Origin of the sequence: Salinarimonas soli, assembly GCF_008386575.1 — a bacterium.
Classification (GTDB): Bacteria; Pseudomonadota; Alphaproteobacteria; order Rhizobiales; family Beijerinckiaceae; genus Salinarimonas_A; species Salinarimonas_A soli.
Map to the genome: position 1 here is coordinate 125,861 of NZ_VUOA01000040.1, position 18,341 is coordinate 144,201.

An 18,341-nucleotide genomic window follows, 5' to 3' on the forward strand; every position below is an offset into this window, starting at 1 on the left:
TGGGAGAGGAGAGAGAGGCCTAAAGCCCGCTCGGGAATGCCTCCGCCCCCGCATGATCCGCCGGCTCCCCGCCGGGCAGCGCCGTCACCGCGCGGGTCTCCTCGAACCAGACCATTGCGTCGAACTGCTCGGGCAGGACCGCCTCGAAATAATGGCTCTGGCGCTCCGTCTCGGGGCGGTAGATTACGCCGATGGCGCGTTCCAGGCGCGGCTCGGCCAGCGCCTCGCTGAGCTCCCGGCGCCCCTCACCACGCAGGACCGTGAGGGCGCGGGGGTGGCCGGCGGCGCGAAACAGGGCCTCGTGGCTGTCCTCGCGGGCGGGGCGCACGCGCTTGATCTCCATGGGCCCGTCCCAGTCGCTCGCCGCCGCCACGGTGCCGCGATCGGTGGAGAAGCCGACGAGAACCACGTCGTCCCGGTAGGCCTTGCGGCAGAGTTCGCCGATGTTGAACTCGCCCTCCCAGCCCATGCCGGTCGCGGCGGCATTGCCGATATGCGAGTTGTGGGCCCACACCACCGCCTTGGCCTCGGGCCCGCGATGCTCCAGCAGGCGCTGAAGGGTGTCGAACATGTGCCGGTCGCGCAGGTTCCAGGACTCCACCGCGCCCCGGTACATGATGCGGTAGTACTGCTCGGCCGCGCGCACGATGCGGGCGTTCTGCGCCGCGTCGAAGAAGGACTCGCCGTCCCGCTCGCCATAGGCCATGCGCTGGCCGAGCAGATCGTGCAGGATCTCCGCCACCTTGTCCTCGCAGGGGTGCTTTCGCCCGAACGCGACCTCGCGTCCGTAGCGCTCAGGCGCCGCGAACCAGGGCGAGAGGCAGCCGAAGCGCTCCCGGGCGGTTTGCGCCGCGTCCCGGTCGACCCCGTCGAGATAGTCGAGCACCGCCTGCATGGAATGGCCGAGGCTGTAGACGTCGAGGCCGCGAACCTCCACGCGGGCCTCGGGCGCCTGCCCGCCGTTCCACTGCTTCAGCCACGCAAGGAGGTCCACGACCTCCTCGTTGCGCCACATCCAGCGGGGAAAGCGGGTGAAGGCCTCCGCGGGGAAGGGCTCGTCGGCGCCGTCGCGGACATAGCGGTCGAGGAAGGCGGCGTCGGGCCAGTCGGATTCCACCGCCAGAATCGTGAAGCCGTGCCGCTCCACGAGGCGGCGCGTGATGGCGGCGCGGGCCCGGTAGAACTCGGAGGTGCCGTGGGAGGCCTCGCCGAGCAGCACGACCTTGGCGTCCCCGAAGCGGTCGAAGGCGGCGGCGAAGGCCTCCTCCGAGGGGTCGGGCAGGGGCTCGGCGGCGTTCTTCAGGCGCTCGACCAGGTCGCGCTCGTCGGAGGAGAACCGGAACAGGGCCATGGGGAGAACCTCTAGCTGAAGAAGCGGGCGAGCGCGCCGGCGACCATCTCGGGCGGCACCACGTGGCCGCCCCCGAACTCGCGATAGTCCACGTCGTAGCCGCCCTCCCGCAGCACCCGGGCGAGGCGCCGGCCGCACTTGTCGACAGGCAGGACCTCGTCGCGGTCGCCGTGGCTGATGAAGATGCGGGGGCGGCCCGTGGTGACGGCCGGCGCCGCGAAACCCGGGGAGAAGGCGAGCACGTCGGAGAACAGGTCGCCATTGGCGAGGCCGAGACAGAGCGCGTAGGAGCCGCCGTCGGAGAAGCCGCCCACCGCGATGCGCCCGGGATCGATGGCGGCGCCCGCGAAGACCCGCTCCAGGGCGCGGTTCAGGAACGCCACGTCCGGCCCGTAGCCGCCGCGGATCACGTCCCAGGTGCCGAGCCGCGAATCGGGGCTGAGCACCACGAAGCCTTGCGCTGCGGCCGCCGGCTCGACGAGCCCCATGACATGGGCCGCCTCGCCGCCCGCCCCGTGGAGCATGACCACGAGAGGCGCGGGCCGGGCGGGATCGAGGCCCCGGGGCACGAAAAGGAGCCCGTCGCGCCCCTCCTCCAGCCCGAGCCGCGACAGGCCGACGGGGAGTCCCCCGGGTTGCGCGATGGCCTGAGGGCGCGCCGAGAGGCGCCCTTGCGAGGTGGCGGCGACGTCCCGGTTCGGCCCGTGGCCCGACTCCTGTCCCATGTCGTCCCCCGGCTGCGAGAGGGCGACAACGGGGGGCTGCGACAACGGTTCCCAGGGCCAAGGTGTCGTGGTTTTCAGAGGCAAACTCTGAACAGGTGGCCTCTACCCTTCCTCATGCTGAGGTGCGAGCGGAGCGAGCCTCGAAGCACGCAGGACGCTTCCACAAGCGTTTGGCGATGCCTGGAGCGCCCTTCGAGGCCCACCTGCGGCGGGCACCTCAGGACGAGGGGGAGAGTGGGCTCCATGTCGGGCCAGTCCCTCACACCACGAGCGTCTCCAAGGCGGCCCGCACGGGATCGGGCAGCGGCACGGGGGTCTGCGTCGCGCGGTCGACATAGACATGGACGAAATGGCCCTGCGCGGCCGCCTCCTCCACGCCCGCCTTAAAGATCGCGAGCCGGTAGCGCACCGAGGAGCGCCCGAGCGCCGTTACGGCGAGCGCCGCCTCGATCGTTTCGGGAAAGGCGATGCTCTGAAAATAGGTGCAGCCCGTCTCGACGACGAGGCCGATGGCGGGGCTCGTCGCGATGTCGAGAAGGCCCTGCTCCACGAGCCAGCCGTTCACCGCCGTGTCGAAGAGGCTGTAATAGACCACGTTGTTGACGTGGCCGTAGACGTCGTTGTCCATCCAGCGCGTCGGGAGGGGGCGAAAGAGGCGGAAATCGCCCCGGGTGAGGCGGGCGGGCCTCACCAGGCGGCCCCGTAGATCGCCCGGGCGTCGTTGCGGGTCAGGGGGCGGGGATTGTTCACGAGAAGGCGGGTCTGCTTCATGGCGTCGTCGGCGAGGAGGTCGAGGGCGCTCTCGGGCACGCCCGCGTCGCGCAGGCGCGGCGGCAGGCCGAGCTCCGCGCACAGGCGCTCGATGCCGGTCACGAAGCCGTCCGCGCCGGCTACCGGGGCGAGGTCGGGCAGGGCGTGCGGAGCGATCTCGGCGTAGAGCGCGCCGCAGGCGGGCGCGTTGAAGCGCAGCACCTGGGGCAGGACGAGGGCGTTGGAGAGCCCGTGCGGGATGCCGAAATGGCCGCCCAGCGGATAGGCGAGCGCATGCACCGCGGCCACGGGGGAGTTGGCGAAGGCCTGGCCCGCGAGCATGGAGCCGAGTAGCATGCCGCTCCTCGCCTCGCGGTCGCCTCCCTCATGAACGGCGCGGCGGATGTTGGCGCCGAGCAGGCGCAGCGCCTCCAGAGCCAGGGCCCGGGAGAGCGGATTGTTGTTGGGGCTCGCCGACGTGTAGGCCTCGATGGCGTGAACCATGGCGTCCACCCCCGTGGCGGCCGTGACGGCGGGCGGGAGGCCCAGGGTCAGGTCGGGGTCGAGGAGCGCGACGTCGGGGATGATGAGGCGGGTGACCACGCCGCGCTTCTCGTGCGCGCCCGTGGTCAGGATCGAGATCGGCGTCACCTCGGAGCCGGTGCCGGCGGTGGTGGGGACGAGCATGAGGGGCAGGCGCGGACCGCGGGCGAGGCCGACGCCGTAGATGTCGGCCAGCGCCTCGCCCGAGCGCGCCACGAGGGCTACCACCTTCGCGACGTCGAGGGACGAGCCGCCGCCGAGGCCGACGACGCAATCCGCCCCGTGAGCCCGCGCCGCGTCGGCGGCCGCGAGCACGAGGCTTTCTGGCGGGTCGGCCACCACGGCGTCGTAGACCGCGACCGCCACGCCGGAGCGCTCAAGCGCGTCGAGCGCCGGCGCCACCAATCCGGCGCGCACGAGCCCCGCATCGGTGACGACGAGGGCCCGGGTGCCGAGCCGCGCCCGGATGAGCTCGCCGATCCGCCGGATGGATCCCGCCCCGAAGATCACCGACGGCGTGGTGTCGAACGTGAAATCCCGCACGGGAGCGCTCCCTTTGTGTTGCCGCGAGAGTGGGCGAGGCGCGGGAGCCTTGGCAAGGGGGAGGTTTCGGCTCCTTCGATGGGGGGCGGTGCGAAAGCGCCGCGAATACGGTTCGTCCAGGGAGTCGCTTGCTCGTTTGGTCGCACGGCGAGGCTGTCGCCTCGCCGACCCCCCTCTGCCCCTGACGGGGCATCTCCCCCGCAAGGGGGGAGAGGGGCGGCGCGGTCCTGTCTCAGCTCGACTCGGCCGGCGTCCCGCCCCATGCCGGGTCGCTCAGCACCTCGTCCCCATGTTCCCCTAGGCGCGGCGAGGGACGGTCGGCGGCAAGCGGCGTGCCGTCGAGGACGATGGGGGAGCGCACGGAGGGGATCGTGCCCCCGGCGGCGGCGTCGCTGGGCAAGTCGAGGCGCAGGCCTCGGGCGATCACCCCTGGATCCGCGAAAACGTCGGCGACCGAGTTGATCGGTCCCGCCGGCACGCCCTCGCGCTCGAGGGCCGCCAGCAGATCGGCGCGGGTCATGCGCAGGGTGAGGGTGGTGAGCAGGGGCACGAGGGTGTCGCGGTGGCGCACCCGGTCGGCGTTGCCCCCGAAGCGCGGGTCGGCGGCGAGCTCCGGCGCGCCGAGCACGCGCACGAAGCGGCCATATTGGCCGTCGTTGCCTACCGCCACGATCACGTGACCGTCCGCGACGGGGAAGACCTGGTAGGGCACGATGTTGGGGTGAGCGTTGCCCATCCGGCGGGGCGGGGTGCCGGAGGCGAGGTAGTTCATGGCCTGGTTGGCGAGCACGCTCACCTGCGTGTCGAGGAGCGCCATGTCGACATGTCCGCCCTCGCCCGTGAGGTCGCGCCGGCGCAACGCCGCCTGGATGCCGATCACGGCATAGACCCCCGTGAAGATGTCGGCGAAGGCGACGCCGATCTTCTGCGGCTCGCCGTCGGGGGCGCCCGTGAGGTCCATGATCCCGCCCATGCCCTGGATCATGAAGTCGTAGCCCGCACGCGCCGCATAGGGGCCCGTCTGGCCGAAGCCCGTGATGGAGCAGTAGATCAGGCGCGGGTTCACGGCCCGCAGCGATTCATGGTCGAGCCCGTATTTCCTGAGGCCGCCCACCTTGAAGTTCTCGATGAGCACGTCGGCATGCGCGGCGAGGCGGCGGACGATCGCCTGGCCCTCGGGGGTCTCGAAATCCACCGCGATGGAGCGCTTGCCCCGGTTGCAGGCGTGGAAATAGGCCGCCGAGAGATGGCCGCCGTCCGCGCCCTCGATGAAGGGCGGGCCCCAGGCGCGGGTGTCGTCGCCGGCCCCCGGCCGCTCCACCTTGACCACGTCCGCCCCGAGATCCGCGAGCGTCTGCCCCACCCAGGGGCCGGCCAGGATGCGGGCGAGCTCCAGGACGCGCAAGCCGTGGAGCGGCTTTGGATCAGTCGACGGCATAGGTGATGGCCTCGAAGGCGAGGAGGTGGAGGGCGTAGAGCTCGAGGGTGTGGCGGCCGATGAAGCCGATCGCCGGGCGAAGGACGGCGGGAGGCTGGCGGGCCGAGACGGCGCGGCTGAAGCCCGCGAGCAGCACGGTCTCGACACCAACGATCAAGGCGAGCGCGAAGGCGCCCTCCAGGTCGAAGCCGAAATCGAAGAACTCGGTGGTGATATAGACGAGCGCCGCCAAGGCCGCGACGGCGTTGCGGGTCGAGGCGGCGCCCATGGTACCCCGCTCGCCCGCCCGGCGCTGATGGATGCCGTAGAGCGCCCACAGCCAGCCCTCGGTGCCGTACTCGATCGTGTCGCCGATGAGTGGCACGAGGCCCGCAAGTGCCCCCATGAGGAGGACGAGGCGCATCCGGCTCTCGCCGATCCACGCCTCCAGATGGGGCCTCGCCCAGCGGATGAGGGCGAAGTTGAACAGGATGTTGATCGTCCAGTCTGAGGGATCCTCGGCATGGGCGACGTCGATGGCGGTCAGGATGGCGCCGAAGGCAAGCCAGGTCCACGGCACGCGCCGGCTCGTGGCGTAGCCCACCAGGAAGAAGAAGATCGGCGCGGTCGCGCGCCCGATCAGCCGCCACCAGCTCTCGTCGGGAAAGAAGTAGAGGCCGACGTGGTCGACCAGCATGAGGGCGACCGCCGCGATCTTCCACCAATCCGTGGTGGTGACGGCGGGCTGGTCGGTCCCAGCCGGGTCGGCCGTCACGCGGCTCAATCCATCACCGCGTCGAGGCCGCGGCGCAGGCCCGTGAACGAGGCGACCCGGCGGGCGGCGAGCAAGGTCCCGGCAACATATGGGGCCGCCGAGGTGCCCGCGTCGTGGCGGATGGCGAGGCGCTCGTTGTCGGCCCCGAACAGCACCTCGCAGGAGAGCAGGTAGGAGGGCATGCGCACCGAGTGCACCTGGACGGGGCGGGGCGAGCCGATGCCGCCGCCCCGGGTCTCGCGCACCCCGGAGAGCTCCGCAACGGGCTTGGCCGAGCTCGCGCCGCGCACGGCGCCGAGCATCTCGGCAAGCTCCCGGCCCGTGCCGGAGGGCGTGTCGACCTTGGCGGCCGAGGCGTAGTCGATGATCTCGACGTCGGGCACGTAGCGCGCGGCCTCCAGGGCGAAGCGGCGCATGAGGGTGGCCGTGATGGAGAAGTTGCCCGCCGCCAGCACCCCGCGCCCGGCCGCCTGCGCGGCGGCGTCGATCTCGGCATAGTCCTCGGCCGAGGGGCCGGAGGTGCCGACCACCACGTGGCGGCCTGCGCCCAGGGCCGCGAGCACGTGTCCCTTCACGGCGACGGGCTTGGTGTAGTCGATGAGCACGTCGGAGGGGGTCTGCAGCGCCTCCTCGATGGAGCCGCTGATGGCGACCCCGAGCGGCGCCATCCCCGCCGCCTCGCCGATGTCGCGCCCCGCGCCGCTGCGACTCACGCCGGCCACGAGGCGAAGGTCGTCCGCCCCCGCGATCGCCGCGATGAGGGCTCGCCCCACCCATCCCGTGCAGCCGGCGAGCGTGATGCGAAGGGTCATGGCAGGGCGTCCGTTCGTTGGGGCGTGAGATCGTGGGACAGGTGTACGAACCGGCTTACCCTGGGGCAAGCCCTCCGGTCGTCGCCGTCCCCACCGTTGCCGGTCAGGCGCCGACGCCCTTGGCCTTGAGCGCGTCGGCGATCTCGTCGAGCACCCCCGGATCGTCGATGGTGGCCGGCATGGTCCAGGCGTCGCCGTCGGCGATCTTCTTCATGGTGCCGCGCAGGATCTTGCCCGAGCGCGTCTTCGGCAGCCGCCCCACGGTGAGGGCGAGCTTGAAGGCGGCGACGGGGCCGATCCGGTCCCGCACGAGACCCACGAGCTCGCGCTCGATCTCGGCGGGCGAGCGGTCGATCCCGGCCTTCAGGACGGCGAACCCGCAGGGGACCTCGCCCTTCAGGCTGTCCTTGACGCCGATCACGGCGCATTCCGCCACGGCCGGATGGGAGGCGAGCACCTCCTCCATCCCGCCCGTGGACAGCCGGTGGCCCGCGACGTTGATGATGTCGTCGGTGCGGCCCATGACGTAGACGTAGCCGTCCTCGTCGAGGAACCCTGCGTCCGAGGTGTTGTAGAAGCCCGGGAAGGTGGAGACGTAGCTCTCGCGGAAGCGGTCGTCCGCCTGCCACAGGGTCGGGAGGCAGCCGGGCCCAAGCGGCAGCTTCACGGCGATGGTGCCCATGACGTTCGCCCCCACGGGCTTGCCGCCCTCATCGAGCACCTGCAGATCGTAGCCCGGCATCGGCACGGTGGGCGAGCCGTGCTTCACGGGCAGTGCGCCGAGGCCCACGGGGTTGCCCGCGATGGCCCAGCCCGTCTCCGTCTGCCACCAATGGTCGATCACCGGCACGCCGAGCTGCTCCTCGGCCCATTTCACGGTGTCCGGGTCGGCGCGCTCGCCCGCGAGGAAGAGGGTGCGCAGGCGCGACAGGTCGTATTGGCGGATGAGGCGCCCCTCCGGGTCCTCCTTCTTGATCGCGCGAAACGCCGTGGGCGCGGTGAACAGGGACACCACCCCGTGCTCGGCGGCGACGCGCCAGAACGCGCCCGCGTCCGGCGTCCCCACGGGCTTGCCCTCGTAGAGCACCGTGGTGCAGCCATGCACCAGCGGGCCGTAGACGATGTAGGAATGGCCCACCACCCAGCCCACGTCCGAGGCGCACCAATAGACCTCGCCCGGCGCGATCCCGTAGAGGTTCGTCATCGACCAGGCGAGCGCCACGAGATAGCCGCCCGTGTCGCGCACCACGCCCTTGGGCCGGCCCGTGGTGCCCGAGGTGTAGAGCACGTAGAGGGGATCGGTGGCCGCCACCGGGGTGCAGGGCGCCGCGACCCCGCGCGCCTTCGCGTCCGCCACCGCCGCGGCCCAGTCCCGATCTCGGCCCTCCATAAGGGCGGCCTCGGCCTGCGGGCGCTGGAAGACGAGGCAGGCGTCGGGCTGGTGGGACGCCAGGCGCAGCGCCTCGTCGAGGAGGGGCTTGTAGGAGACGACGCGGGCCGCCTCGATGCCGCAGGAGGCGGAGAGGATCGCCTTCGGGGTCGCGTCCTCGATGCGTGTCGCGAGCTCCTTGGCGGCAAAGCCCCCGAACACCACGGAGTGGATCGCGCCGATGCGGGCGCAGGCCAGCATGGCGATCACGGCCTCGGGGATCATGGGCATGTAGAGGAGCACCCGGTCGCCCTTCGCGACGCCGAGCTGGGCCAGCACGCCCGCGAGCGCCGCGACTTCGTCGCGCAGCTCCGTGTACGTGAGGGTGCGCTTCGTCCCCGTCACGGGGCTGTCGTGAATGATCGCCGCCTGGCCGCCCCGGCCCGAGGCCACGTGCCGGTCGACGGCGTTGTGGCAGGCATTGAGCTCGCCGCCGGTGAACCAGCGCCCATAGGGGCCCTGGCCGGGATCGAACACCCGGTCGGCCGGGCGGATCCAGTCGACGGCGCGGGCCGCCTCGGCCCAGAACCCCTCCGGGTCGGCCTTCCAGGCGGCGTAGACGTCCGGGTAACGGCTCGTCGTCGGGGCGTTCATGAGCGTCCTCCCTGGGGCTTTTCGCCAAGGCTTAAACCGGGTGCCGGCGCGATGTCCTTGAGACTTTCGGCGATCGGGATGGTAGGACGCAACCGAACCCACGCCTTGCGCATGATCAACGATCCTCTCTTCTACGCCGCCGCCGTGCCGGCCGTGATCCTCGTCGGCCTGGCCAAGGGCGGCTTCTCGGGGCTCGGGCTCCTGTCCCTGCCGCTCATGGCGCTCGTGGTCTCGCCCGTCCAGGCGGCGGCCATCATGCTGCCGATCCTCATGATCCAGGACGTGGTGACGGTGTGGGCCTACCGGCGCACCTGGGACGGGGGCAACTTGGCGCGCCTCCTGCCCGGCGCCGTGGCAGGCATCGTGCTCGGCTGGGCGCTCGCCGCCAAGGTGTCGGACCACGCGGTGGAGCTCGTGATCGGCCTCGTCTCGATCACCTTCGCGATCCGGCGCATGGTGCTGGAGCGGGGCGGGCGCCTGCCGCCGCCGAGCCGGCCGGGACGGCTCGCGGGCTGGTTCTGGGGCACGGTGTCGGGCTTCACGAGCATGGTGGCCCATGCGGGCGGGCCGCCCTTCCAGGTCTACGTCATGCCCCAGCGCCTGCCCCGCGAGGTGTTCGTGGGCACGGGCGCCTGGTTCTTCCTCGCGGTGAACTGGATCAAGGTGCCGCCCTACCTGGCGCTCGGCCAGTTCACGGCCCAGAACCTCTCCACCTCGCTCGCCCTCTTCCCGCTCGCCATTGCGGCCACCTATGCCGGAGTGTGGTTGGTGCGGCGGGTGCCGACGAAGGGCTTCTACACGGCGGTCTACGTCCTGCTCGTGGGGGTTGGCGGGCGGCTCGTGTGGGAGGGGGTGACGGGGCTGATCGGGCGCTAGGGAGGGGCGGCCCCGTGGGACCGCCCCAGACCTGCCTTACTGCTTTTTGGTTGCGCCCCCGCTCGTGGAGCCCGTGGCGCTGCCCTTGGCGAGGGCCTCCTTCAGCTCCTTGCCCGCGAAGGCCTGGGCCTTCTCGGCGTCGGCGACGACGGGGGCCATGCCGAAGAACTCGTGCGTGACGCCGTCGAAGTCGCGATAGGTGACGTCGACCCCGGCGCTCTTGAGCTTGTCGGCGAGCGCCTTGCCCTCGGACCGCAGCGGGTCGATCTCCGCCGTGATCACGGTGGCGGGCGGCAGGCCCTTCAGGTCCGCCTTGCCGACCACATCGAGGCGCGGATCCTGGAGATCGCTCGCGCCGTTGGTGGCGTTCTGCACGAACCATTCCATGCCCTGTTTGGAGAGCGGCATGGCGTTGGCGTTCTCCTTGTAGGAGGGCGTGTTCAGGTCGGTGCCGGCCACGGGATAGATCAGCAGCATGTGGGCGGGCTTCTGGAAGTTGCCCTGGCGCGCCGCGATGGCGACGTTGATCGCGAGATTGCCGCCCGCCGACTCGCCCGCCAGCGCCACCCGCGTGGGATCGCCGCCGAAGCTCCCGGCGTTGCGCAGCACCCAGGAATAGGCCGTGATGGCGTCCTCGTGGGCGGCGGGGAACTTGTTTTCAGGCGCGTGGCGGTATTCCACCGAGACCACGATCGCGTTCGCCTGCTTGGCGAGCCCCATGGCCGAGGCCTCGTAGGTGTCGAGGTCCGCGATCACCCAGCCGCCGCCGTGATAATAGACGACGATGGGCCAGCCGCCCTGGGGCGCGGTGCCCGACGGCGTATAGACCCGCGCCGGCATGTCGCCCGACGGGCCCGTATAGGCGATGTCCTTCTTCGACACGCCCATCTGGGCCATGAGCTTGTCGGGATCCTTGCCCTCGTCCTTGAGCACGGCCTTCACGGCGTCGGCGGGCGTCGGTCCCTTGCGGGTCTCCTCGACCGACTGCGTGCCGATGGGCTTGGCGCCGAGCGACTGGAGCTTGTCCAGCACCTGGCGCATGTCCTTGTCGGCGCGCTTCATGGTGCCGCTGTCGGCGGCGGCGGCCTGGCCTTGCGCCTGGGGCTGGGTCTGGGCGCCCGCGGGCGCGGCCATGAGGGCCGCCGCGACGAGGGCCGTCGTCACGAGGGCGTGGGTCTTGACGGACATGATGATCCCTTCCGATCGCGCGGCCGCGGGGGCCGCCATGGGCGGTCAACAGAAGGGGATGGGCGGTGTTCCTGGGACGGGAGGTCGCAGGCAGGCGGGCATCCGCCACGCCCGCCACTGGCGGTCGGGTCAGCGGCGACTCGTCTGGGAGCGCAACTCTCGCTCGTGCTGCGCGGCGAGATCGCCGAGCTTGCGGTAGGTTTGGGCTATCACGGTCGTCACCTCGATCGACATCGCCAGCAGGGCGTCGCCGATGCAGCCATGCCGATGCGCGTCGACCGCGTTCGCCCGCATCGCCTTCATCAGCGGGCCGAACTCGCCGGCAATGCGCCGACTCTGCCGCAGCGATTGGATCGCGGTCGCCATATCACCGGCCGCCTTCGCATCGCGCACGCTCGTCATGGCCGCCACGTAGTCCCGAACGAGCTGCTCGTTTCGGGTCTTGTGGTCTCGCGCCTGGATCGTGCCGGTCTGGCAAGCCGGCGTGCCGCCCCCCTGCGCACGGGTCGGTCCCGCGGCGAGGACGATCAGGGCAAGGGCAAGCACGCGCGTCCGCGGGATCATGCGTCGGCTCCGGCAAAGCTTACTGCTACGCTTCGAGCCTCAACTCAGCCGTGCCGTTCTGGTTCCATCTGCCCACTCTCAGGCAACCGGCAGTCGCCGCCGGTCCCCCGCTCAGGCCGCCATCCCCACTGCCTCGCGCCCGACGCGCCGCCCCGTCGCGGGGTCGAACAGGTGCACCGCGGCCGGATCGATGGCGAGGCGCAGCGCGCCGGCATCCGCCGGGATGCGGCCCGTGGGCGCCTGGATCACGAGCTCGGCCTCGCCCGTGCGCCCGTGGAAGAGCTGCGTCGCGCCGAGCTCCTCGACGAAATCCACCGTGAAGGGCAGGCCCTCGGGCCCCTCCGTCACGTGCAGGTCCTCGGGGCGCAGGCCGACCTCGACCGGCGTGCCGGCGCGCAGGCCCGCCGCCATGTCGGCCGCCCCGACGGGGGTTCCGGCGATGGAGACCGCGCCCGAGCCCGCCACGGTGCCCGGCAGGATGTTCATGGGCGGGGAGCCGATGAAGGTGGCGACGAAGCGGGTCGCGGGGCGGCGATAGACGTCGGTGGGGGTGCCCACCTGCTCGATCTGGCCGCCGCTCATCACCACGAGCTTGTCGGAGAGCGTCATCGCCTCGACCTGGTCGTGGGTGACGTAGATCGAGGTGACGCCGAGCTGGCGCTGGAGGCGCTTGATCTCGACGCGCATCTGGACGCGCAGCTTCGCGTCGAGGTTGGACAGCGGCTCGTCGAAGAGGAAGACCTGGGGCTTTCGCACGATGGCCCGGCCCATGGCGACGCGCTGGCGCTGGCCGCCGGACAATTCGCGCGGGCGGCGCTTCAGGAAGGGCTCGATGGCGAGGATGCGGGCCGCCTCGCCCACCCGCGCCTCGATCTCGGCCTTCGGTGTGCCGCGGTTCTTCAGGCCGTAGGCCATGTTCTCGTAGACGCTCATGTGGGGGTAGAGCGCGTAGTTCTGGAACACCATGGCGATGTCGCGCTCGGAGGGCTCGATCGCGTTCACCACGCGCCCGCCGATGTCCACCGTGCCGCCTGAGATCGTCTCCAGCCCCGCCACCATGCGCAGCAGCGTGGACTTCCCGCAGCCCGAGGGACCGACGAGCACGCAGAACGCGCCGTCGTCGATGTCGAGGGAGACGCCTTTCACGGCCTCGACCCCGCCCGCATACACTTTCCGCACGTCCTTGAGGGTGACGCTGGCCATCTTGGTCTCGTTTCCTTGAACTCGAACCTGGTCGGGCGTGGGGCCGGAGAGGGCTACTTCTCCGAGTCCACCAGCCCCTTCACGAAGAGCTTCTGCATCAGCACCACGACGAGCACCGGCGGCACCATGGCGAGGATCGCGGTCGCCATCACGATCTGCCACTCGGTGAGCGCGTCGGAGGTGACGATCATCTTCTTGATGCCGATGACGATGGTCTGCATGTCGTCGCGGGTCGTGATCAGGAGGGGCCAGAGATACTGGTTCCAGCCATAGATGAAGAGGATCACGAAGAGCGACGCGATGGTGGTGCGCGAGAGCGGGAGCACCGTGTCGAAGAAGAAGCGGATCGGCCCCGCGCCGTCGATCTTCGAGGCCTCCACCAGCTCGTCGGGAATGGTCATGAAGAACTGGCGAAAGAGCAGGGTCGCGGTGGCGGACGCGATCAGGGGGATGGTGAGGCCCGCATAGGTGTCGAGGAGCCCCAGATCCGACACCACCTTGTAGGTGGGATAAATGCGCACCTCGACCGGCAGCATCAGGGTGATGAAGATCATCCAGAAGGCGGTCTTGCGGAACGGGAAGCTGAAATACACCACCGCGTAGGCCGAGATCAGCGAGATCGCGATCTTGCCCACCGCGATCACGCTCGCCATCACGAAGGAGTTGAACAGCATCGTCGAGACGGGCTCGCGGGTGGTGCCGCTCGTGCCCACGAAGATCGTTCGGTAGTAGGTCTCGAGGAAGTGCCCGCCCGGGGTCAGGGGCATCTGGCCGTTGGCGATGATCGTCGGCTCGTGGGTCGAGGCGATGAAGGCCAGGTAGACCGGGAAGGCGACGATGGCGATCCCGATGCACAGGATGAGGTGGGGGACGAGGTTCCCGAAGCGGCGCTGCTCGACCATGGCTCAACCGGCTCGCACGGGGGAGGGTAGGGCATGCGACCCGTCATCGGGGCAGCCTCCGCGAAACCGGCTGCGCCGGACAATGCCGCGAGGATCCCCTCCGCGGCTCGGATGTTCGGTCCTGCGCTCCAAAGGCGATCGCTCTGCTGGGGACGGGGCACGCATCAATAGGTGACCTTGCGCTCGACGTAACGGAACTGCACCGCGGTGAGCGCGATGACGATGATCATGAGGACGACCGACTGGGCCGCCGAGCCGCCGAGATCCGCCCCGAGCCGACCGTCGGAGAACACCCGGTAGACGAGGGTCTCGGTGGCCTTGCCCGGCCCGCCGCTCGTCATGGTGTCGATCACGCCGAGCGTCTCGAAGAAGGCGTAGACGATGTTGACCACGAGCAGGAAGAAGGCCGTGGGGGAGAGGAGCGGGAAGATGATGGTCCAGAAGCGGCGGAACGGCCGCGCGCCGTCGATGGCCGCCGCCTCGATCACGCTTTTGGGGATCGCCTGGAGGCCGGCGAGGAAGAACAGGAAGTTGTAGGAGATCTGCTTCCAGGCCGCGGCGAGCACCACCATCGTCATGGCGTGGGTGCCGTTGAGGAGCGGGTTCCAGTCGACGCCGATGCCCCGCAGCCCCCGGGCCAGCACGCCGAGGGAGGGCTGGAACATGAAGATCCACAGCACGCCCGCGATGGCCGGCGCCACCGCGTAGGGCCAGATCAGGAGCGTGCGATACACGGTGCCCCCCCGCAGCTGCCGGTCCGCCATGGCGGCGAGCAGGAGCGCGATCGACAGGGACGCCACGGTGACCGCCGTCGAGAAGGCGAGGGTCGTCGCCATGGTGCGGTAGTAATCGGCGCGGCTGAACAGGTCGACATAGTTGTCGAACCAGACGAAGTCGGTCGCGAGGCCGAAGGCGTCCTGGAGCAGGAACGACTGCCAGACCGCCTGGCTCGCGGGCCAATAGAAGAAGACCAGCGTCACCAGGACCTGCGGCAGGAGGAGCGCGTAGGGGAGCAGGCGGCCGCCGAAGATGGCGCGTTTGTCCATGGGTCTCGAGAGCCGGGCTGGCGGCCTGCGACGGGCAGGCGTGGAACGGGATCATGAGCCGGCGTGGGGCGCCCCGGCTGGTCCAGGGCGCCCCACGGCTGTCGTCGGTCATCCCCTCGCGGGGAGGGGCGGGGCTCCTAGCGGGAGACCGAGCGCTCGAACTGGCGGAGCGTCTGGTTGCCGCGCTGGACGGCCGCGTCGAGGGCCGCCTGCGGGGTCTTCTGCCCGGCGAGCGCCGCCTCGATCTCCTCGGCCCACATGTCGCGCATCTGCACCATGTTGCCGAGCCGCAGGCCGCGGGAATTGTCCGTCGGCTCCTTGTTGGTGAGCTCGATCAGCGCCACCTCGAGGGCCGGGTTCTTCTGGTAGAAGCCCGAGGCCTTGGTCTTGTCGTAGGCCGCCCGGGTGATCGGCAGGTAGCCCGACTCCGTGTGCAGCTTCACCTGACGGTCCACGTCCGAGAGGAACGAGAAGAACCGGGCGATGCCCTTGTACTCGTCGGGCTTCTTGCCGCCCATCACCCACAGGGAGGCGCCGCCGATGATCGAGTTCTGCGGCGCGTCCTTCATGTCGGCGTAGTAGGGCATCGGGGCTGCCGCGAACTCGAACTTCGCGTTGGCCTTGATGTTGGCGTAGAAGGCCGAGGACGTGATCATGACGGGGCACTCGCCCGCCGTGAAGCGCGCCTCGCCGGTGTTGGTGCGGCCCGAATAGTCGAAGGTCTTGTCCTTCTGCAGCTCCACGAGGCTCTGCAGGTGGCGGACGTGGAACGGCGTGTTGAACTTCAGCTCGGTGTCGAAGCCGTCGAGGCCGTTGGCCTTGGTGGAGAGCGGCACGTTGTGCCAGGCCGAGAGCTGCTCGATGTTGGCCCAGGTGGTCCAGGCGGTGGTGAAGCCGCAATTGGGGAAGCCCGCCGCCTTCAGCTTCTTGCCGGCCTCGAACAGCTCGGGCCAGGTCTTAGGGGGCTGGTCGGCGTTGAGGCCCGCCTTCTTGAAGGCGTCCTTGTTGTACCACATCACCATGGACGAGGAGTTGAACGGGAAGGACAGCATGTCGCCCTTGGCGGTGGAGTAGTAGCCCGTGATGGCCGGCAGGTAGGCCTTCGGGTCGAAGGGCTCGCCGGCCTCCTTCATGAGGACGTGGACGGGCTTCACGGCGCCGGTGGCGGCCATCATCGTGGCGGTGCCCACCTCGAAGACCTGCATGATGTGCGGCGCGTTGCCGGCCCGGAAGGCGGCGATGCCGGCGTTCATCGTGTCGGCGTAGGAGCCCTTGTAGGTCGGGACGACCTTGTAGTCCTTCTGGGAGCTGTTGAACTCCTCGGCCAGGCGCACGACGACGTCGTTGTTGGCGCCCGTCATGGCGTGCCACCACTGGATTTCGGTCTGCGCGAACGCCGGCGCGGACATCGCGATCAGGCTCGCGGCGGCGATCAGGGCACGTCTGTTCATGGTGGTCCTCTCCTCCTGCGCCCGCGACCGGCGGGCGTTTATGGGTTCCCCTCTGTCGTCGAGGGGTGACAGCTTGATGACAAGCATGGCGGCCGGACTTTAGGCAAGGGACGTTTCGTTGGCAAAGGGGCCGGCTCGCATTGTCGTGATTAGCGTAAAAATCGAACCGCGACCCTGTTCCTGGCGTTGGATGGGCTGAATCGCCATCCCTCTGCAGGGGAACGGATCGCCATGAACCGGACCGTCGCGGCCCTGTTTGCCCATCACGCCGCCGCCGAGGAGGCCCGTCGCGCGCTCCTCGACGGCGGCATCGCGCCCGACCGGGTGCGGATCACGCCGCTCGAGGCCCCCGCCCGCTCTCCCGGCGCGGCGCTCGCGGAGGGTTTCGCCCGGGCGCTCGCCGATCTCGGCATCGGCCGCGCGCGGGCGCCCGAGCCGGGCGCGGGCGAGCAGGTGCTTGTCGTGGAGCCCGGCGGCGACACGGGCGACGTCCTCGCGATCCTGGAGACCTGCGCTCCGCTTGCCGTCGACCGCGCCGCCGACCGCTGGGCCGATCCGGCGGGCGCGGCGCTGGAGGCCGCGGCGGGGCTCACGGGGCAGACCTCCGGCGCGGGCACGGGCACCGTCGCGGCCTCGCTCAACAATGCCGCGTCGGGCCTGACGCCGGGCCGCGCGGCCGCGCCCGGCCCCACGAGCGGCGTCGGCCCGAGCGTCGGCACCACGACGGGGCTCGACGGCCTCGGCCTCGCGGCGGTCACCCCCGACGACGGGCTCGGCGCCGCCGACCCGCGGCGTGACGCCGAGATCGCCGCTCGGCGCAACCGTCTCGCCCGCGATTGAGAGTTCAGATCACGTTCCGCTCCAGGAGCGGCCGCCCCGCTACCACCCGCTCGTAGCCCAGATCACTCAAATCGAGCGTCGCGTAGCGCCCCTCCGCGATCCATTCCGCGAGGCCTCGCCCCACTGCGGGACTCTGCTGGAGGCCATGGCCGGAGAAGCCGTTGCACAGGAGGAAGCCGTCGGGGCCGGCGGGGCCGAGGATCGCGTTGTGGTCGAGGAGGCACATGTCGTAGGGGCCCGCCCAGGCGCGTCCGGGCCGGATCGCCTCGAAGGCGGGGACGCGGTGGGCGAGGGCGGGCCAGATGCGCTCCTCGAAGAAGCTGTGATCCACCTCATGGGTGGCGGGATCGTCGGTCCAGTCCGGATCCTCGTGCGCCTCGGGCGACACGCCGCAGATGAAGCCCTCGCCCTCGGGGCGCACATAGACCCCCGTGGTGTCGATGAGGAGCGGGCAGCCCTCCACCCGCTCGCGGCAGGTGAAGGTGAAGACGTAGCGGCGCTTCGCCAGAACCGGGATCTCGACCCCCGCCATGGCGGCCACCGCCCGCCCGCCCGCGCCCGCGCAGTTCACGACGACGGGCGCGGCGATGCTCGATCCGTCCGAGAGCCGCACGCCCGTGACCCGTCCGGCCTCGACGTCGATGCCTGTGACGCCCGCCGTGACGTAAACGGCGCCAAGCGCGCGCGCCTTGCGCCGGAAGGCCTGGAGCAGGCCCCAGCCGTCGAACCAGCCCTCGCCCGTGAGCCCGAGGCTGCCGCACGCAAGGTCGCTGGCGTTGAGCCAGGGGAAGCGCTCGCGCAGGGCGCCGGGATCGAGGAGCGCGATGTCGGCGCCCTCCTCCCGCTGGACCGCCCCGTTCTCCCGCAGCACGTCGGCGCCTGCGTCCGACGCGCAATAGAGATAGCCGCCCTCCTTGAGCCCGATCTCCGGCCGGTCTCCGTCGACCGCGAGGTGCTGGCCGATCGCTCGCAGGAAGCGGATCCCGTGCAGCGAGATCCGGATGTTCACGGGCGAGGAGAATTGCTGGCGGATCGAGGCCGCCGAGAGCGCGGAGGCCGAGCGGGCATAGGTCGGATCGCGCTCCACCACGACCACGCGGCCGGAGAAGCCCGGATGCGCCAGGAGGTGATAGGCGAGGGAGGAGCCCATGGCGGCTCCGCCCACGATGACGACGTCGGCTTTGGTGGGGTGGGTCATGGGCCGCACCTTCCATGGGGACGCGGGCCGAGGCAAGGGCTCCCGTCACCTCTCCCCGCCGTGCGGGGAGAGGGCGCCGCCCGCGGAGCGGCGGGCGGCGCAAGCGAGCGCAGCGAGCGAGGGTGAGGGGGCGT

At 70.7% G+C, this 18,341-nt stretch carries 17 protein-coding genes; 2 read left to right on the plus strand and 15 right to left on the minus strand.

The genetic code is table 11. The features are described 5' to 3' along the window. Positions 1-19: 19 nt before the first annotated feature. From F0L46_RS21940 to F0L46_RS21975, 8 genes are all read right to left on the minus strand, one after another. Positions 20-1,351 carry an erythromycin esterase family protein gene (locus F0L46_RS21940; protein ID WP_149821599.1) on the minus strand — a complete coding sequence of 444 codons (1,332 nt, stop codon included), beginning with the start codon at positions 1,349-1,351 and terminating at the stop codon, positions 20-22. An 11-nt stretch (positions 1,352-1,362) separates the two neighbouring features. Next, complete coding sequence (locus F0L46_RS21945; RefSeq protein WP_149821601.1) at positions 1,363-2,076, minus strand: alpha/beta hydrolase; 714 nt, start codon at positions 2,074-2,076, stop codon at positions 1,363-1,365. 259 nt (positions 2,077-2,335) lie between these two features. Then, complete coding sequence (locus F0L46_RS21950) at positions 2,336-2,767, minus strand: acyl-CoA thioesterase (protein WP_240540100.1); 432 nt, start codon at positions 2,765-2,767, stop codon at positions 2,336-2,338. Continuing rightward, positions 2,764-3,912: an iron-containing alcohol dehydrogenase gene (locus F0L46_RS21955; protein ID WP_149821603.1), complete on the minus strand. Its 1,149-nt coding sequence runs from the start codon at positions 3,910-3,912 to the stop codon at positions 2,764-2,766. The genes F0L46_RS21950 and F0L46_RS21955 overlap by 4 nt, the downstream gene beginning before the upstream one ends. A 232-nt stretch (positions 3,913-4,144) precedes the next feature. After that, on the minus strand, positions 4,145-5,350 hold the full coding sequence (locus F0L46_RS21960) for a CaiB/BaiF CoA transferase family protein (RefSeq protein ID WP_149821605.1): 1,206 nt from the start codon (positions 5,348-5,350) through the stop codon (positions 4,145-4,147). Continuing rightward, the gene (locus tag F0L46_RS21965) at positions 5,337-6,104 is read right to left on the minus strand and encodes a TraX family protein (RefSeq protein WP_188312087.1); all 768 of its coding nucleotides are present in this window, start codon (positions 6,102-6,104) and stop codon (positions 5,337-5,339) included. Before F0L46_RS21965 ends, F0L46_RS21960 begins: the two co-directional genes overlap by 14 nt. 5 nt (positions 6,105-6,109) lie before the next feature. Beyond that, positions 6,110-6,916, minus strand: a complete 807-nt coding sequence (gene dapB / locus F0L46_RS21970) for a 4-hydroxy-tetrahydrodipicolinate reductase (RefSeq protein ID WP_149821609.1) — start codon at positions 6,914-6,916, stop codon at positions 6,110-6,112. 103 nt (positions 6,917-7,019) lie between these two features. Then, positions 7,020-8,939: a propionyl-CoA synthetase gene (locus F0L46_RS21975; RefSeq protein WP_149821611.1), complete on the minus strand. Its 1,920-nt coding sequence runs from the start codon at positions 8,937-8,939 to the stop codon at positions 7,020-7,022. A 78-nt stretch (positions 8,940-9,017) separates the two neighbouring features. Between F0L46_RS21975 and F0L46_RS21980 the strand changes: the two genes are divergently transcribed. Continuing rightward, complete coding sequence (locus F0L46_RS21980; RefSeq protein ID WP_240540101.1) at positions 9,018-9,815, plus strand: sulfite exporter TauE/SafE family protein; 798 nt, start codon at positions 9,018-9,020, stop codon at positions 9,813-9,815. A 36-nt stretch (positions 9,816-9,851) separates the two neighbouring features. Here the strand turns inward: F0L46_RS21980 and F0L46_RS21985 are convergent, their stop codons facing one another. From F0L46_RS21985 to ugpB, 6 genes are all read right to left on the minus strand, one after another. Next, positions 9,852-11,003 (minus strand): alpha/beta hydrolase, encoded by a 1,152-nt coding sequence (locus F0L46_RS21985; RefSeq protein WP_210247673.1) that lies wholly within the window; start codon positions 11,001-11,003, stop codon positions 9,852-9,854. A 129-nt stretch (positions 11,004-11,132) separates the two neighbouring features. Further along, positions 11,133-11,567, minus strand: a complete 435-nt coding sequence (locus F0L46_RS21990) for a hypothetical protein (RefSeq protein ID WP_149821613.1) — start codon at positions 11,565-11,567, stop codon at positions 11,133-11,135. 111 nt (positions 11,568-11,678) lie between these two features. After that, positions 11,679-12,770 carry a sn-glycerol-3-phosphate import ATP-binding protein UgpC gene (locus tag F0L46_RS21995; RefSeq protein ID WP_149821615.1) on the minus strand — a complete coding sequence of 364 codons (1,092 nt, stop codon included), beginning with the start codon at positions 12,768-12,770 and terminating at the stop codon, positions 11,679-11,681. A 53-nt stretch (positions 12,771-12,823) separates the two neighbouring features. Beyond that, complete coding sequence (gene ugpE, locus F0L46_RS22000; RefSeq protein WP_149821617.1) at positions 12,824-13,672, minus strand: sn-glycerol-3-phosphate ABC transporter permease UgpE; 849 nt, start codon at positions 13,670-13,672, stop codon at positions 12,824-12,826. A 164-nt stretch (positions 13,673-13,836) separates the two neighbouring features. After that, a complete protein-coding gene (ugpA, locus tag F0L46_RS22005; RefSeq protein ID WP_149821619.1) occupies positions 13,837-14,718 on the minus strand; it encodes a sn-glycerol-3-phosphate ABC transporter permease UgpA in 882 nt (293 codons plus the stop codon). Positions 14,719-14,855: 137 nt separating this feature from the next. Next, positions 14,856-16,169, minus strand: coding sequence for a sn-glycerol-3-phosphate ABC transporter substrate-binding protein UgpB (gene ugpB / locus F0L46_RS22010; RefSeq protein WP_149821621.1), 1,314 nt, complete (start codon positions 16,167-16,169; stop codon positions 14,856-14,858). A gap of 231 nt (positions 16,170-16,400) precedes the next feature. Between ugpB and F0L46_RS22015 the strand changes: the two genes are divergently transcribed. Further along, positions 16,401-17,009 (plus strand): hypothetical protein, encoded by a 609-nt coding sequence (locus tag F0L46_RS22015; protein WP_149821623.1) that lies wholly within the window; start codon positions 16,401-16,403, stop codon positions 17,007-17,009. Between the two features lie 4 nt (positions 17,010-17,013). Here the strand turns inward: F0L46_RS22015 and F0L46_RS22020 are convergent, their stop codons facing one another. Continuing rightward, positions 17,014-18,207 carry an NAD(P)/FAD-dependent oxidoreductase gene (locus F0L46_RS22020; RefSeq protein ID WP_149821625.1) on the minus strand — a complete coding sequence of 398 codons (1,194 nt, stop codon included), beginning with the start codon at positions 18,205-18,207 and terminating at the stop codon, positions 17,014-17,016. Positions 18,208-18,341: the final 134 nt, after the last annotated feature.